Consider the following 16017-nt stretch of genomic DNA (forward strand, 5'->3'; position numbering starts at 1 on the left):
TGTTCGCTTATACGCTTCCTAGCGCCATTATGCCGGTTTACTTGACGCCCTTCTCGACTTCCTTCACCATCTCGGCGACCGAGATCAACCCGCCGCCTGACAAATACCAGTAGTTCGGGTCGAGGTACACGATATTGCCGTTTTGGAACGCTTTGGTCTTTTTGACGAGCTCGTTTTCGATCGTTTTCTTCGCTGCCGGTTCTCCGCCGACAGCCGCTCCGCGGTCGATGACGAACAGATAGTCCGGGTTTTTCTCGGCGATATATTCGAACGAGACGGGCTTGCCGTGCGTCGAAACTTCAATGTTTTTGTCCACAGGTTCGAAGCCGATGACATCATGCAGGATGCCGAAGCGGGAACCCGCGCCGTAAGCGCTGATCGAGCCTTCGTTGGCGAGTACGATCAAGGCGTTTTTGCCGCTTACTTTCACTTTTTGGTTCAGCTTCTGGATCGAATCGCTGACTGCTTTCAGTTCGGTTTCCACTTGCTGCTCTTTGCCGAAGATTTGTCCGACGATTTTGGAGTTTTCCGTGTAGGATTCCATATATTTCACTGTATCTACGCCAAGGAAAATCGTCGTACCGATTTTGCTGAGCTCTTCGTAGGCGGTTTGCTGTCTGCCGGAAATGATGATCAGGTCCGGTTTGATAGCGCTGATTTTCTCGAAGTCAGGCTCTACCAGGCTGCCTACGTTTTTGTACTTGGCGTCTTTGTATTTGGCCAGGTACGGCGGTATGTTCGCTTGCGGTACGCCGGTCACTTCAACGCCGAGCTTGTCGAGCGTATCGAGAATGCCGAAATCGAATACGACGATTTTTTGCGGGTTTTTCTTCACTTTCGATTCGCCCAGCTTGTGCTTGATCGTCAGCTCCGTTTGTTCCGGAGCCGATGTGGACGACAATGCGGACGGCGCGGCGCCGTTCGTCTTGTCGCCCGAACCGCCGCATGCGGCCGTTACGAGGGCCAAGATCAACAATGATGCCAACATCATAAAATTCCTTTTCATTTGGAACCACCTTTTCATCGTTTTTTATATGTGAATCATATTTCTACATAACCGTTGGGATGGTACGCGTATGTCTTCATTTAAAGTAGACGCATATTTTGTTGCCGTCGACCTGATGAATCGGGATATGCAGATCGTATATATCCTGCAGAACCGGCGTGCTGATAATATCGTCGGTCGGCCCTTCCTTGACCACCTTGCCGTTTTTGAGCGCGACAATGTAATCCGAGTAACACGAGGCGAAATTAATGTCGTGCAGGACGAGCACGATCGTTTTGTCCAGATCGCTGACCATCCGCTTCAGCACCTGCATAATTTGCACGGAATGCTTCATGTCCAGATTGTTGAGCGGTTCGTCGAGCAGCACGTATCCGGTGTTTTGGGCGATAACCATCGCGATGAACGCCCGCTGCTTCTGCCCTCCGCTCAGTTGATCGAGGAATTTGTTCTGCATCGGCCCGAGCTCCATATAATCGATCGCTTCTTCCACATAAGCGCGGTCTTCCTTCGTCAGCCTGCCTTGCGAGTACGGAAATCTGCCGAAGCCGACGAGATCCTTGACGGTCAACCGGACGTTGATATGGTTCGCCTGTTTGAGGATCGAGATTTTTTTGGCCAAATCGTTGCTCTTCCACTTGCCGAGCTCGACTCCTTCAATCAGCACCTCCCCTTCGTCCTTGTCGGCCAATCGGCTGACCATCGAGAGCAGAGTGCTTTTGCCGGCGCCGTTCGGACCTATGAATGAAGTGATTTTGCCTTTCTCGATGTTCACGGAGACGCGTTCGACTACCGCTTTGCCCCCGTATGTTTTGGTAACGTTTCTGACCTCTATCACGATTTACTCTCCTTTAGGAGCAAATACAGGAAGTACACTCCGCCGATGAAATTGATGATGACGCTGATTGTGGTCGAGAAGGTGAACACCCGTTCCACCACGAGCTGCCCGCCGACCAGCGCGATGATGCTGATCAGGATCGATCCGGGTATCAAATATTTATGCTCGTACGTCTTCAGCATCTGGTAAGCTACGTTCGCCACGAGCAGGCCAAGGAATGTGATCGGGCCGACCAGCGCCGTGGAGATCGAGATCAGGACCGCTACGACGATCAGCAGCTTTTTCACAATGGCGTTATACGGAACTCCGAGGTTGACCGCATGCTCCCGGCCGAGCGACAGAACGTCCAAATATTTGGCCATTCTCCAGCAGTACAGGCCGACCAATCCGATCGCGATAATCGAGATTGTCAACAAGTCGGTATTGATCCGGTTGAAGCTGGCGAACATCTTGTCTTGAACGATCATGAATTCGTTCGGATCGATCAGCACTTCCATAAAGGTCGTGATGCTGCCGAAAAACGAACCCATAATGATGCCCACCAGCAGCAGGTAGTAAATATTCCGCCCTTCCTTCCTGAACAAAAACCAGTACAGCAGGAAGGCGAATCCGACCATGAAAGCGACCGAGATGACGAAATTGATGTTTTTGTTCGTGATCGACAAGCTCGTCGAGCCGTATACGAAAATGATGAACACCTGAATGAGCAAATACAGTGAATCTTGGCCGATAATGCTCGGCGTTAAGATCCGGTTGTTCGTTATCGTCTGGAACACGATCGTCGAGAAAGCGATAGCCGCGGCCGTCAGCACGATAGCGGCGATCTTGATCCCTCTTCGCGGCAGTATGTAGCTCCAGTTGCCTCCGGACTGGATCACGAGAAAGACGACGATCAGCGCGACGGAGACCAGCGCCAGTATACCGAGCTTACCTTTAGGACTCATATGCCTTTCTCCTCAACAGCAAGTAAAGAAAAATACCGCTTCCGATGACGCCGACGGTCAGCCCGATCGGGATTTCATACGGAAATATAATAACGCGGCCCAAGATGTCGCATACCAGAACGAAGACGGCTCCGAGCAAAGCGGTGTGAGGGAGATTTTTTTTCAAATGATCCCCATTGTACATCGTTACGATATTCGGCACGACCAGCCCGAGAAACGGGATAATCCCAACCGTCAGAATGTTCGCCGACGATACGAGCGCGACGATGATCAGTCCGATGTTGACAACCTGCTTGTACTTCAGCCCAAGGTTGCGGGAGAAATCTTCGCCCATGCCGGCGATCGTAAACCGGTTGGCGTACAAGTACGAGATGACGAGCAGCGGCAGGCTGACGTACAGCATTTCGTACCGGCCTTTCATAATGAGCGAGAAATTGCCTTGCAGCCATGACGAGATGTTCTGGATCAGGTCGTGCTTGTAAGCGAAAAAGGTCGTAATGGAACCGATAATGTTCCCGAACATCAAGCCGACGAGCGGAATGAAGATCGCGTCCTTGAATTTCACTTTGTCCAAAATTTTCATAAACATCAGCGTGCCCGCCAGCGCGAATACGAACGCGACCAGCATCTTGATGAGCGGCGCGGCGGCGCCGAACATAACCATCGACACCAGCACCCCGAGCCTGGCCGAGTCCATCGTCCCTGCAGTCGTCGGTGATACGAACTTATTCCTCGTCAGCTGCTGCATGATCAGTCCGACGACGCTCATGCTCACGCCGGCGATCAGGATGCTGATCAAGCGGGGAAACCGGCTGATCCACAGGACATGAACCTGATCGTCGCTCAGATCGAACAGATCGAGCGGTGAAATGTTTTTGACCCCGATAAACAGGGAGACGATCGAGAGCACCACCAAAGCAGCAATCAAGTATCTTTTTTTCATAACGCCCCGTTAACTTCCTTCATTGGAAAAGATAATCATTCTCAACAGATCTCAAAAATAGAAGCGGCGATGCCGCCATTCAACAAGTGCACCGATCCGAATGCCTTGCACGCCATAGACCGGACCGCGGATAAACTCCCGGTTGTGGATCAGGCAACGTGAGATTCGGAACGCTGCAGTTAACAGTGATAATCATTATCAACTCCACCTATTTTACACGAAAACCCGGTTAGTTTAATGGAGTTTTCTATATTTGCGCATGGACTTTTCTATTTGTGTCCGATTATTGGAGAAACTGTCCCACGAGCCGGTCGATTATGCTTTCATAGGTGGCGGCGTTATACATCAGAGGCGACTTGCAGCGGACGATCAGGCAGCGGGTATACGTGCGGTTGCCCTTCAGCTTCCTCCAGCGCTCCTCCAGCTTGGCGCACCGGTCGGCCGGCCATGACTCCGGAGCGAGAAACAGCAAGTTGTCGGCATCGATATCCGCGATTTCGTCAAAGGTCGCCGGCTCCAGCATCCCGATGTCGCCGACAGCGTCGGGAGCGGCCACTTGTAAATCATCGTAGAACAAATCTTTGATTTTGCTCGTTCGTTTGCCGTATACGCGAAACCGGACTCCGAACGTGCTGGCCAGCAAATAAGGCGTCTCCCCGAACGTGCGGCGGACGTGAAATCTCGCATTCTCCACTTTGATGTCATAAAAAGCAAGCCATCTCTTCGCCACGGTCGAAATGTCGAGCACTTCGCTTATTTGCAGCAGGCGGTCTCTCCATGAATTTTCTTTCCAGGCGAGGGATACGACGGGTGCGATCGAAGACAGCGTGATGCGAAGCTCCTCCGTAATCGGCGAAGTCAGGATCAGCTCCGGGTGGCTGGCTCGGATCTGCTCGATGTAAGGGCCGGTGTCGGGCGCTTCGGACCATCCGCGGTCGAGCACGAGCTCGGGCATAATGCCGAGCACCGATATATCGCCGGCGAAAACCGGCGGGATGACGATCCGCTTCTGGGCGCACGACGCGTATTCGGTCGGGGACATGCCCATATGCTTTTTGAACAATCTGCTAAAATAAAGCTCATCCGCATATCCGACGGAGTGCGCCACATCCATGACCGGAATGCGGGAATTGGCCAGCAGCCGCAGCGACTCGTTCAAGCGAACGGTCGTCATAAATTTATGCGGACTTAACCCGGTCTGCCTGCGGAACAGCTCGTAAAACCGGCTGGAGCTGGCCCCGGACAACCGGGCAAGCTGCTCCATATCGGCAGGCTCGGAGTAACGATCCAGCATATGCTGCTTGGTCCGTTCCACGTAATCGACCAGTTCGTCGTCAGCGCCGCCCGGTTTCTCGGCATCCACCGCATAGGCGGCAAAGGCGGATGCGATGGCGTACAGATGCGATTGCAGCCGGTAATAGACGGCCGGCTCCACCTTCGCGTTCGGATCGCCGCTCGTAAAGTCCGGAATCCAGGTTACCGATTGCGGGACGCGAAACCCGGACAAACCGTCGCCTTTCCCCGCCAGCGGATAGGGCTGCAAGCCTTCCGGTACCGCTCGCCCCCGGCGCTCCACCTGAAACCGGATCATCGCCACGCGGGCCGCACGGCTCTCGTCATTATGAATCATGCACCGGCAATAAGGCGGAATGTAGACGAGCTCACCCGCATGTATAGGTCCCGTACGTCGTCCGTCTTCCAGATCGAACTTAACCGTAACGGTTTCTTTTTTAATCATAGCGAACTTCGGATATCTTCTCTCCGGTAGCTCGATACACTGTCCGCCCTCTATGATCCGTTCTTCCGTCTTGACGTAACGGAGGAATACGTCCCGATACTCGCCCGCAGCACTCATCCGCTCACTTCCTTACTATAGGTTCAGGTTATCTGCTTCTTCTGCTGCCCAATGAATGGATGGTAGAAATGCCCGATTCAGCAGCCGCCCTTCGGCGGCCCATACAACAAATCGATCTTATCTGAAAACCATTCTCAATGCAATGCGAATGGCACATTTGGCAAATGTTAGATGGACGCCTGACCAACCGCCCGGGCTCTCTTGAAAAAACCGAAGTAACCTCAGCGGTCACGCTCGTACGGTTCATCGATTCGGTCTGCAGCGGCCAGGCAAGCCGACCTTACGGTGGCGGGTGCGATATAGTGGCAGGTTGGCGCGTTGGGCGATGCGGCGGGCGTGGTACAGTGGCGGGGTGGACACATTTGCGTCCGGGGACGGGCAGGTTGGTGCGTTGTTGGATGATGTGGCGGGCGCGGTATGGTGGCGGGTTGGACCCGTTTGCCTGCGGTAGATGGGCAGGTTGCCGCGTTGGGCGATGCGGCTGAGGTTTAGGAGCGGTTTGAGACTCTTATTTCCGCGGATAGATACATTTTTGGTGAAATAAGAGCGATCCGCAGCTCTTATTGAAGCGGGAATCTTGGTTTTGGGCTCAAAACGAAAAAATAAGAGCTTCCAATAGCCCTTATTTCGATAAATTGGTTAGATTAGGAGTAAATAAGAGCTGTTGGTAGCTCTTATCCCTTTCAAGTATTCTTATAATCGGCGCCGAAAGGCTGTCTACTATATCTCATATGCAGCATATGCCGGTTGTCTGCTTGGTCTTCGCGGCTCTGGGTTGGGGTTAGCCGAACATTTTAATAATCAAACTGACACAGACCACATTCAACGCGATTAGGGCAGGGACTCCGATCGTAAACGACAAATGCTTCGTCTTGTGCCGGAACGCCCGCATCCCGATCAGCGCTCCAGCCGCCCCGCCAATTGCCGCAACGAGAAATAAACGCTTCTCCGGCACACGCCGGCGCTTGCGGACCGCCATCGACTTGTCGTAACCAAACATAAAAAAACCGACCACATTAATGATTACCAGATATAAAATAATAAGCGCCAATCGCACGTCCCCCTTCCGCACATTCTATCATTCTATCAAACTATACAGGTTACGGAAAGATGTCGCGCTGAAACAACTACCGGCGATCGAATGCTTACCGAAGACAATTAGCCCTGGCTCCGGCTTTGCCACCACTGGGCCTCGGTACTGAATCTGAAACTAAAAACCGGTACTGAAATCCAGGAACGCATCCGAGCGATCCCGATTTCAGTACCAGTCGTCACAAGCCGGGGCGGAGGAGCGCCGCCGAAGCGGAGCGGCCGCATCAGGTTCACGGAGTTTCACCGCGAACGGCACGCCTTCCTCCCGGCCCCAGCCGCAAACCAACTATCCAGTCTTACTTTTTCCGCTCGGCGTCCAGCACTTTATTTGCCCTGTCGTTCGCATCCCGCAGTGCCGTGTTGACGTCCTTCGAGCCGCCGAGCACCTCGTTCATCGCTTTGGTCAGCTCGGCGCGGACGAGTGAGTCGTACACCGATACTTGATACAGCGGGGCCGACTTCAGCTTAAAGATCGCCTGCACGTTTTTGCCCTTCAACGACTGCAGGTTGGCGCCGAAGCTTTTCTCCATGGCCGGATCGACCAAAGCGGACACATAGCCGCCCCGGACAATATCCTGCTGAATCTCGGTGGACGTGAGGTAAGCGATTACCTGGAACGCCGCTTCCCTATGCTTGCTCAGCGACGAAATGCTCATATTGTGCGAATCGACCTGATACGATTTGCCCGGCGCCTCGTCGTAGGTCGGCATCGAGACCATATCCCAATTCAGGGCCGCGCCTTTCAAGTGCTGCTCCTCAAAATTCGCAAGCACGTTCCAGAACGTCGACATTGCAACCGTTCCTTTGTAGAAATCCTGCATGTTGTTGCCGCGCTTATTGCCCGGGATGCTATAGATCGTCTGCAGATTGTTAAGCGCTGTCTCAAACCCGCGCGCCTCCAGATTCGCTTTTCCCGACGACTGGACGAAAGGCGTGGTCAACTGCGATACGGCGGACGTGATGTCGCTGGCATCCAGCCCTTTGTACTCCACCCCGCCATCGGTCCGGGTCAGCTTGCGCGCCAGCTCCGTCGCCTGACTCCAGGTCATGCCGTCCTGAGGATACGCTACCCCGAATTTGTCGAACAAATCTTTGTTGTAATACATGACGGCAAAATTGCGGTAGATCGGGATCGCGTACAGCTCGCCTTTCGTCCCCCACAGCTTGATCGCCTCGATCGCCAGCGGGTCCAGCTTGTTCAGATCAAATCCGTTCGAGCTGACCAGCGAATTCAGATCCTGCAGCACGTTCAGATTGATATACTCGGCGTACCAGGGCGTACTGTTGTAGATCAGGTCCGGAAAATCCCCCGCAGCCACGAGGTCTGCCGGAAGCTGGCCCTTTTGCCGCAGCAGCGGCTTGAGTGTAATATGCGGGTACTTTTTCTGGACCGCATCCACGATCAGATCCTGAATCGGAAACGCCGATTGCATATACAACGTCAACGTAACCGGTTCCGGAGGTTTCGGCTGTTCCTTCCCCACCTCTCCGCCCGACGTTGATTCCTTGGCGGCACAGCCCGCCAAAATAACGGCCAGAAGCGCCGCAACACTACCCACTCGACGATACGTTTTCATTTGGTTATCCCCCTTGTCGTTAGCACGCAACTTACGACTCTATCTTATAAAAATATCCGCGTCCGGTCGTTGCAGAATAGTGTCCGATATGCGAAAGCGGCCCGTTCGCCCGTTCCTTGCGCCGTCTAAGCTTGCCTGCCGGCGTTGAACGATTTTGACATTGTCCGTCTCTCCGTCGCCGGATCTCGACGCAGATCCGCCCGGTCTCCCACCGGACAGACGATTATGCCTCCCCTAACCGGTTGGATGAAAACATTACGTCCGCGAAAACACCGCATTCCTCATTGCTCCAAAAAAAAACGGATCATCCGGCCAAGACCGAACCATCCGCTCCTATCGTTTGCCCTGCCGCTCATCCCTCCATTGTTGGGGGCTGATGCCATGCTTTTGCTTAAACAGTCTCGAGAAATAATGAACGCTGTTAAAACCCGTTTCCTCCGCGATCCGGTGAACCGCCATATCCGTATGCGACAGCAGACTGATCGCCGCATTCAGCCGGAGCTTGTGCAAATATTGGATCGGCGTAACCCCGGCTATGCTTTTGAATGAACGGATGACATAAGACGGGTTCAAATGAACCCTTTTCGATAACATATCGATATCGATCGGTTCATAATAGTTGGTCTCCATATGCCGCATCAGCCTCTGGACGAACGCTTTCGTCGAAGTATCGGCATAACCGGAAGCGGTATCGGCCGTCTGCAGCTGTTTGCGGATCAGCCGCATCGTTTTCTCCAAATCCAGCCGGACCAGCTCTTCGTCGTAGGCCGAAGGTTCCGACCTGAGGCAATCCGCCGAGTAGGAGATATGCTCCAGCGTCTGCCCGATCAGCCAAAGCGAGGAGGACGAATAATCCGCGGTTTCCTGAAAGCGATTCCACTGCATGGCTTGCTCCACCGAAAAGAAAGGCTCGTGCGGCTCCATATCGAGCTCGACGTACCAGAACCGCAACGGCTCGGAAACCCGGATGATCCGGTGCGGCGTATCCGGCGCCAGTACGAACAAGCTTGGCGAAGAGGCCGTATACTCGGCCCCCATCCATTCCAGCACGGCATGTCCCGCGCGGACGCAGAGCAATTCGCCGTATGGGTGGATGCCTCCGCTTTTGCCCGTATGATTACGCTGGAGCGTGTGCGTATTAAATGATCGGATCCGCATAATCTCATCCCCTCCTCCGAAATACGCCGCTTCTCAAGCCTATAGCCGAATTATACGTCGTTGGTGCCCGATATTCCAGTACATTCCCCGCCTGCGCCGCCCGGGACCGGCAGCGTCACCTCGACGATCGTTCCGCGGACCGGAGCATCGGAATATTCGATATGGCCCTGATGCTCGTTAATGATTTTGTAGCATACCATAAGCCCAAGGCCGGTTCCTTTCTCCTTCGTACTGTAAAACGGCTCCCCGAGCTTCGCCTTCATCTCCGAAGAAATCCCGATTCCTTCATCGGTAATGCGGAACAGCATGTCCGTCCCGCCCTTTCTCCTAATTTCCACTTTTACGGTGCCCCGGCCGCTCATCGTCATCGATTCGATCGCATTTTTCACCAGATTGACGAACGCCTGCTTCAACTTGTTCCGGTCGACCAGCAGCTCCGGCAGCTCCGGCTCGAATTGCGTTTCGATCGCGACGTTGTTCATATTGGCCTGGCTTTGCACGAGCGTAAGCACTTGTCCCATTAGTTCCGCAGGATTCGTCCGGACGTACTCGGATTGCTGATGATTCGCGAGCAGCAGAAACTCGGTAATGATCCGGTCGATATGCATAATCTCGGAGCTCATAATCTCATAAAACTCTTCCTTTACTGCGCCACCGCGTAAAAGCTGAACGAACCCTTTGATCGTAGTCAGCGGATTCCGGATCTCGTGAGCGACCCCTGCCGCCAATTGTCCCGCCATGCCCAGCTTGTCCGATTTGCGGTAATGCTCTTCATTTTGCTTGTGCTGCGTAATATCTTTAAAAATCGCAATAACGGCGACTACCTGCTCGCCCTGCCTCATCGGAATGCCGGTAACGCTCAGATCGAGCAGATGCCCGTGCTTATGAAGAAACACCGATTCGAAATGCTGCGCCTGTCCCTGCTTCACCATCTCGAACAGCCGGTTCGAGGCGGCAATCCGGTCCGGTGGCAGGAGCGAACGATAGCTGCGGCCCCGGAGCTCCTCCTGGGTATACCCGGTCAACCGCTTTGCAGCCTGGTTGGCATGGAGAAACTTCCCTTCCAGATCAAACGTGCAGACGAGATCTGGATTGTTGTTATACAACGCGTCGAACTGCAAAATGCTGGACTTGGCCGACTCCAGCGCCAGCTTGCGATCGATAAAAGCGCCTCCGAGCAGGACGACGATCAGAAAAAAACCGGTAACGCCCATCCACACGGCCAATACGCCGGGGCTGAGCGGCGTCTGCAGGAAATGCCAGGACTCGGACAGCGAAACTTCCGGATAGGGCGGCGAGTAGCTCATGAAATGGCTCGCTTTCATCCCTGTGTAATGCATGCCGGATATAGCGCCTCCGAGCAACAGAGCGCCGCCGGTCTTCGCCTTGTCGCCGATAGGCGGAGAGTCCTTTTTCTGGAGACGGAACGTCAAATAAAGCGCCCAGTAAGAGACAACAATCGCGATCAGGATCGAGATCACGAACGGCAGCAGCTCATAATGAATCGTACAGCCGCTGCGGATCGCCTCCATCCCGACATAATGCATAGTCGCAATCCCTCCGCCCATACACAAACCGGCCATGCTAAACCGCAACAAACTCAGCTCGCTGCGGCAGACAAACAGGATCGCGAGGAAGGATGAGCCGATGGCCAGCAGTAAAGAAAACAGCGTCCACATCAAATGATACGTAACCGGATGCGGCAGCTTGAGCGCCAGCATTCCGACGAAGTGCATCGACCAGATCCCAAGCCCGAGCGTAATCGCACTAACCGATATGAGTGCGTATTTCCTGCTGCGTTCGTGCAGCTTGCTCGCCCGACCTGTCAGGTCAAGCGAGCCGTAGGACGCCGCGACGGCGATAACGACCGAAAGGACCACAAGGGCGTAATTATAGTGACCATGCGCATATTCCATCATACTCCCCCTTTCTCTTGCTGTACCGCAGGTTGGTACGGATCGTAGCAGATTGTTCATACCGCGCGGGTAAATGTTGGTAACTGTCACCTCCTTCGCTTCTGTGATCCGGCGGGACGTACAAGCCGGAGTTCCGATCGGGAAGGAAGGCGGCAGGGAAGCAATCGGTAACGCGTATGCAACGCTTCGTGCCCGGACGAATAACCGCTGCCACCGGAAGCGGTTATTCCTTTATTCTTGCTTGCCGTGAAGGTCGTTATTTATCCTTCTTGACCGCTCCCAGCATTTCGCCGATGGCGCCGATGGTGCCCAAGGTCTCGACAGCCCTCGTCGGAATAAATACTTTGTTCGCCGGGCCGTTCGAGATGGCCGTCAGCGTCTCCAGCGAGCGGTAGGTAAGCACATGCTCGTCAAGACCGGCCGCCCGCAGCATCTCGATCCGCGACTTCTCGGCCTCTGCGACGTGCTGGATTGCTTTCGCCTGACCGAGCGCCTCCAGTTCCTGAGCTTGCCGCAGCCCTTCCGCTTCCCGGATTCTCGCTTCCTTGTCGCCTTCCGCCTTCAGAATCTTGCTCTGCTTGTCGCCTTCCGCCCGCAAGATCATATCCTGCTTGGCCGCTTCCGCTTCCAGCACGATCGCGCGCTTGCTGCGCTCGGCCTTCATCTGCTTATCCATCGCCTCCTGGATGTCCCCGGGAGGCTGAATGTCGATCACTTCGACCCGTTCGATGCGGACGCCCCATTTCTCGGTCGCTTCATCCAGAGCTATACGAATGTCGGATGAGATTTTCTCCCGTCCGGACAATGTCTCGTCCAGCTCCATTTTCCCGATGATTTGCCGCATAGTCGCCGTACTTATATTGCGCACCCCGTATACATAATCGGAGATGCCGTAGGTCGCCTGTTCGGGTCCGGTCACCTGATAGAAGATGATCGTATCGATCTGCACCTGCACGTTATCCTTCGTAATAACCGTCTGCGGCGGCACGTTCGCCTGCTGGATGCGCAGATCGTGATACGTGCGTACATGATCGATGATCGGAACGAGAATATTGACGCCCGGCGTCAGCAGCCGGTTGAATTTGCCCAGCCGCTCCACGACTCCGACCCTTTGCTGAGGTACGATCTTGATCGATAACGCCGCAATAACGAGTACAAGAACCAAAATAATAATAGTAACCCACGCACCCATTTATACCGAGCCTCCCCATCTGCGTACTTCGAGTACCGCGCTGCCGCGATTCACGATAACAACGGTCTCCCCCTTGCCCACGTACTCATCCGCTACGGCGCTCCACGTATCTCCGCCGATCTTGACGATCCCCGGCTTATCCGCCGTAATATCCTCCACGACGATTCCCTGCCTGCCGACCAGATCGTCCACCGCGTCCTTGAATCCGCGCGACTTGCGAAACCGCCGGGTGAGCGGCTTCGTAAAGATCGTAAGCACGATAACGACCACGCTGCCCGTGAGCGCCTGTGCGGCGAACGACTCTGGAAACAGCCAGGCGACTGCAGCGGCAGCCAACGCGCCCAGTCCGAACCATAATAAATAAAAAGTAAGTGTCAGCATTTCCACAATCAGCAGCACACCGGCTATAATTAGCCAGATCGCCCATATCTCCATGGAGCCGCCCCCTTTCTGCCTAAGTTTATTCGGTACGGAGCCGCTTATTTCCTCTTTTTTGCCGCAACGCGTCCCCTTTGTTTCTATGCCGTGCAGCCGATCCGGTGTTGCCGGAACCTGGCCGGTACGTATAATGGAGCAATGGTGTATGCATCCGTTTGTGAATGTTGACAAATAACCTCCCCTGTTTTTGTAGACGTCCCATAATGCGCTGGCCCTCCAAGCGAACTATACTGAAATGAGGACCGAATGTCGGAAGTCAGGAGTGCTGTTAGTTATGAATGAAACCGGACTGAATCCCCCCTTCTACAGGGAAACGCGGGCCGAGGTGTCGCTGGACGCCGTCGCCCGCAATACGAAGCTGTTCTGCACCAAAATCGCCGAGAGCTGCCGGCTGATGGCCGTCGTGAAAGCGAACGGCTACGGACACGGTGCCGTAGAAACGGCAAAAACAGCGCTCTCCGCAGGCGCCGAAGCGCTAGGGGTCGCCATACTGGAAGAGGCGCTGGAGCTCAGGGAAGCGGGGCTCGACTGCCCCATTCTCGTGCTGGGAAGCACGCCGTCTGCTGCTATTCCGCTCGCCCTCCGGCATCGAATCGCTTTGACCGTGTATACGGAGGAATCCGTCCGGGCAATTATCGCCGAGGCGGAGCGGGCGAAGAGTACCGCCGTCCTGCATCTCAAACTGGACACCGGCATGTCCCGACTAGGCGTAACGAGCAAGTCGGACGCCCTGCGGCTGGCGCGGCTGGCGTTATCGTCGGACCGGGTGCGGCTCGAGGGCATGTTTACCCACTTCGCCGACGCCGACAACCCGGACCCGGCTTACACCGAGCGGCAGTTCCGCACGTTTCTGGACTGGACCGGCCATTTGTCCGGTCACGGGATCGACATTCCCGTCAAACATTGCTGCAACAGCGCGGCGACGGTTCGTTATCCGGATATGCATCTCGATATGGTCCGGGTGGGCGTCGCTTTATATGGACTGCCGCCGGTGACCGGAGCGGAGGACGACTATCCGCTGCGGCAGGCGATGCAGCTGAAGACCAGAATAACCGACGTGCGGCGCCTTGCCGCCGGACAGTCGGTTGGATACGGACGGACGTTCACGGCCGGCCGGGAGATGACCGCCGCGACGATTCCGATCGGGTATGCCGACGGCTGGTCCAGACGGCTGTCCAACAACGGCAGCGCGCTCGTCGGCGGCGTGCGGGTCCCGATCGTCGGCCGCGTCTGCATGGACCAGACGATTCTCGATGTCTCCGCGCTGCCTGACGCCGGCATCGGCGACGAAGTGGTGCTGTTCGGTGGAACGCCAGGCGTGCCGGAGCGGTACATCCCGATCGGCGAAGTCGCCGACAAGCTGGATACGATCCACTATGAGGTCGTATGTATGCTGGGCCGGCGGGTGCCGAGGGTATATGCCGGATGCGGGCAAGTTTGAGCCGGGCGCGCGATGCTTAGCTCCGGGTGACAAGCGTGTACGCCGGAATGCGGGCATTTCGCGTGCGAGGACGGAGCCGGGCGGCGGGTTGTCCGGCTCCTTGGCTGGGTGCGTCCGGCGGACGAGCCGCATCATAATGGGCGCTGGGCTCGATCAGCGCAGTGCGCGGCGTATTGCGCCTTCGAGCCAGCTCCACGGCAGCAGCGCCTTCGCCGCCAGCAGCAGCGCGGAGCCTCTGCCGAGCGCATAGCGCAGGCGGGGCGATCTGGCATCCGCGATCCGGCCGACCAGTTCGGCGACTTCGCGCGGGTCGGGAGCCGTCTCTGCCGCCCGCTGCGAGTAGCTCATCATCGCCTTCATCGGACCGGCATACGGCGAAGCCTCGCTCGTCCGGATGGCGGCGATCCCTTTCCCCCATATTGCCGTCCGGTAGGCGCCGGGCTCGACAAGCACGATCCGTACGCCGAACGGAGCCATCTCGTGCCGTAGACTCTCGCTGAACCCTTCGACGGCGAATTTGGAAGCGGCGTACGGGGCGTATCCCGGAAAGGCGATCCGGCCGCTGACGCTGCCGATATTAACGATCGTGCCGCTCCCGCGCTCCCGCATGGAGGGCAGCACCTCCTTCGTCACGGCGATCAGCCCGAAGAAGTTCGTCTCCATCTGCTGCCGCCAGTCTTCCAGTGGCACCTCCTCGACGAACCCGCCGAGAGCGAAGCCGGCGTTATTGACCAGAACATCGATAGCTCCGTACCGGGCTATCGCATCGGCGACGACGCGCGCCACCTCCTCGGAGTCGGTCACGTCGAGACGCACCGTCTCAATTAACGCATCCGCGTCTACGCCGGCGCGGGCGGCTTCGTGCAGCAACGCCTCCTGCTTGGACAAATCCCGCATCGTAGCGACAACCTTGTACCCTTTCCCGGCGAGAACGACGGCCGTCAGCAAGCCGAAGCCGCTCGACGTGCCTGTAATGAACGCCACTTTTCCCATCGATGGTTCCTCCTTATCCGAACAAACTCCCTCCCACATCATTCGCCTCCTTCAGTCAGCATTCCTGCTTGTTCGCCTGATCGCCTTTTGGGTCATCTATGACTCTGAGTTAGCGGTAGGGTAGAGGTTGAGAGATCGGGTTCGGGGTTCGGGGTTCGGGGTTCGGGGTTCGGGGTTCGGGGTTCGGGGTTCGGGGTTCGGGGTTCGGGGTTCGGGGTTCGGGGTTCGGGGTTCGGATTCGGCTCGGGGTTCGGGTCGGATTCGGGTTCGACCTCGGGGGCGGGTGGATTAGCAGCAGGAAAGTTCAGTTTCGCTGATAACGATACGTACTGGTTCAAAGTTAGTCTTTAAAAAGAATAAGGGTCTTTTGCATCCTCTATTTTCGTCATATGTGGATGATTGAAGCGAATAGAGGCGGGTTGCACCCCTTATTTCAACTCATCTGATGGTCAGCAGACGTTTTCGCGGATTATAAGAGCTGCAAAAAGCTCCTATTTTCGATTTCAAGCGGGTTTCCAACAAAATAAGAGGTCCAAACCGTAACTACTTAGGTACCTCAAAAAAGATGGTTTGAATGATGGGAAATTTGTGTAATGAAAAGTAATGGAACTATTTTTTAATAGGAGC

At 55.5% G+C, this 16017-nt stretch carries 13 protein-coding genes; 1 reads left to right on the forward strand and 12 read right to left on the reverse strand.

Annotated elements, in window-relative coordinates:
- Positions 1–37 precede the first annotated feature (37 nt).
- From IDH45_RS32270 to IDH45_RS32320, 11 genes are all read right to left on the reverse strand, one after another.
- The gene (locus tag IDH45_RS32270; RefSeq protein ID WP_190932271.1) at positions 38–1006 is read right to left on the reverse strand and encodes a siderophore ABC transporter substrate-binding protein; all 969 of its coding nucleotides are present in this window, start codon (positions 1004–1006) and stop codon (positions 38–40) included.
- A 76-nt stretch (positions 1007–1082) separates the two neighbouring features.
- Positions 1083–1841 carry an iron ABC transporter ATP-binding protein gene (locus IDH45_RS32275; RefSeq protein WP_190932272.1) on the reverse strand — a complete coding sequence of 253 codons (759 nt, stop codon included), beginning with the start codon at positions 1839–1841 and terminating at the stop codon, positions 1083–1085.
- Complete coding sequence (locus tag IDH45_RS32280; protein ID WP_190932273.1) at positions 1838–2785, reverse strand: iron chelate uptake ABC transporter family permease subunit; 948 nt, start codon at positions 2783–2785, stop codon at positions 1838–1840. The genes IDH45_RS32275 and IDH45_RS32280 overlap by 4 nt, the downstream gene beginning before the upstream one ends.
- Positions 2775–3728, reverse strand: a complete 954-nt coding sequence (locus tag IDH45_RS32285) for an ABC transporter permease (protein WP_190932274.1) — start codon at positions 3726–3728, stop codon at positions 2775–2777. The genes IDH45_RS32280 and IDH45_RS32285 overlap by 11 nt, the downstream gene beginning before the upstream one ends.
- 283 nt (positions 3729–4011) lie before the next feature.
- Positions 4012–5583, reverse strand: a complete 1572-nt coding sequence (locus tag IDH45_RS32290; RefSeq protein ID WP_190932275.1) for a helix-turn-helix domain-containing protein — start codon at positions 5581–5583, stop codon at positions 4012–4014.
- Positions 5584–6364: 781 nt separating this feature from the next.
- Complete coding sequence (locus IDH45_RS32295; RefSeq protein ID WP_397327123.1) at positions 6365–6640, reverse strand: DUF1294 domain-containing protein; 276 nt, start codon at positions 6638–6640, stop codon at positions 6365–6367.
- 331 nt (positions 6641–6971) lie between these two features.
- Positions 6972–8252 carry an ABC transporter substrate-binding protein gene (locus tag IDH45_RS32300; RefSeq protein ID WP_190932277.1) on the reverse strand — a complete coding sequence of 427 codons (1281 nt, stop codon included), beginning with the start codon at positions 8250–8252 and terminating at the stop codon, positions 6972–6974.
- Between the two features lie 333 nt (positions 8253–8585).
- Complete coding sequence (locus IDH45_RS32305; RefSeq protein ID WP_190932278.1) at positions 8586–9410, reverse strand: helix-turn-helix transcriptional regulator; 825 nt, start codon at positions 9408–9410, stop codon at positions 8586–8588.
- A gap of 50 nt (positions 9411–9460) precedes the next feature.
- Positions 9461–11326 (reverse strand): MHYT domain-containing protein, encoded by a 1866-nt coding sequence (locus IDH45_RS32310; protein ID WP_190932279.1) that lies wholly within the window; start codon positions 11324–11326, stop codon positions 9461–9463.
- Between the two features lie 256 nt (positions 11327–11582).
- Entirely contained in the window at positions 11583–12518 is a 936-nt protein-coding gene (locus IDH45_RS32315; RefSeq protein WP_190932280.1) for an SPFH domain-containing protein, read from the reverse strand.
- Positions 12519–12953 carry an NfeD family protein gene (locus IDH45_RS32320; protein ID WP_190932281.1) on the reverse strand — a complete coding sequence of 145 codons (435 nt, stop codon included), beginning with the start codon at positions 12951–12953 and terminating at the stop codon, positions 12519–12521.
- 277 nt (positions 12954–13230) lie between these two features.
- On the opposite strand from IDH45_RS32320, the gene alr reads away from it, so the two are divergent.
- A complete protein-coding gene (gene alr, locus IDH45_RS32325) occupies positions 13231–14397 on the forward strand; it encodes an alanine racemase (protein WP_190932282.1) in 1167 nt (388 codons plus the stop codon).
- A 153-nt stretch (positions 14398–14550) separates the two neighbouring features.
- Here the strand turns inward: alr and IDH45_RS32330 are convergent, their stop codons facing one another.
- Entirely contained in the window at positions 14551–15390 is an 840-nt protein-coding gene (locus IDH45_RS32330; RefSeq protein WP_223837217.1) for an SDR family oxidoreductase, read from the reverse strand.
- Positions 15391–16017 lie beyond the last annotated feature (627 nt).

Origin of the sequence: Paenibacillus oceani, assembly GCF_014705615.1 — a bacterium.
Lineage (GTDB): Bacteria > Bacillota > Bacilli > Paenibacillales > NBRC-103111 > Paenibacillus_AB > Paenibacillus_AB oceani.

Bases quoted from the DNA above. Each gene is read 5' to 3' on its own strand.
- IDH45_RS32270 (WP_190932271.1), bottom strand. From the start codon at position 1,006: ATGAAAAGGAATTTTATGATGTTGGCATCATTGTTGATCTTGGCCCTC.
- IDH45_RS32280 (WP_190932273.1), bottom strand. From the start codon at position 2,785: ATGAGTCCTAAAGGTAAGCTCGGTATACTGGCGCTGGTCTCCGTCGCG.
- IDH45_RS32285 (WP_190932274.1), bottom strand. From the start codon at position 3,728: ATGAAAAAAAGATACTTGATTGCTGCTTTGGTGGTGCTCTCGATCGTC.
- IDH45_RS32290 (WP_190932275.1), bottom strand. From the start codon at position 5,583: ATGAGTGCTGCGGGCGAGTATCGGGACGTATTCCTCCGTTACGTCAAG.
- IDH45_RS32300 (WP_190932277.1), bottom strand. From the start codon at position 8,252: ATGAAAACGTATCGTCGAGTGGGTAGTGTTGCGGCGCTTCTGGCCGTT.
- IDH45_RS32305 (WP_190932278.1), bottom strand. From the start codon at position 9,410: ATGCGGATCCGATCATTTAATACGCACACGCTCCAGCGTAATCATACG.
- IDH45_RS32310 (WP_190932279.1), bottom strand. From the start codon at position 11,326: ATGGAATATGCGCATGGTCACTATAATTACGCCCTTGTGGTCCTTTCG.
- IDH45_RS32315 (WP_190932280.1), bottom strand. From the start codon at position 12,518: ATGGGTGCGTGGGTTACTATTATTATTTTGGTTCTTGTACTCGTTATT.
- IDH45_RS32320 (WP_190932281.1), bottom strand. From the start codon at position 12,953: ATGGAGATATGGGCGATCTGGCTAATTATAGCCGGTGTGCTGCTGATT.
- alr (WP_190932282.1), top strand. From the start codon at position 13,231: ATGAATGAAACCGGACTGAATCCCCCCTTCTACAGGGAAACGCGGGCC.
- IDH45_RS32330 (WP_223837217.1), bottom strand. From the start codon at position 15,390: ATGGGAAAAGTGGCGTTCATTACAGGCACGTCGAGCGGCTTCGGCTTG.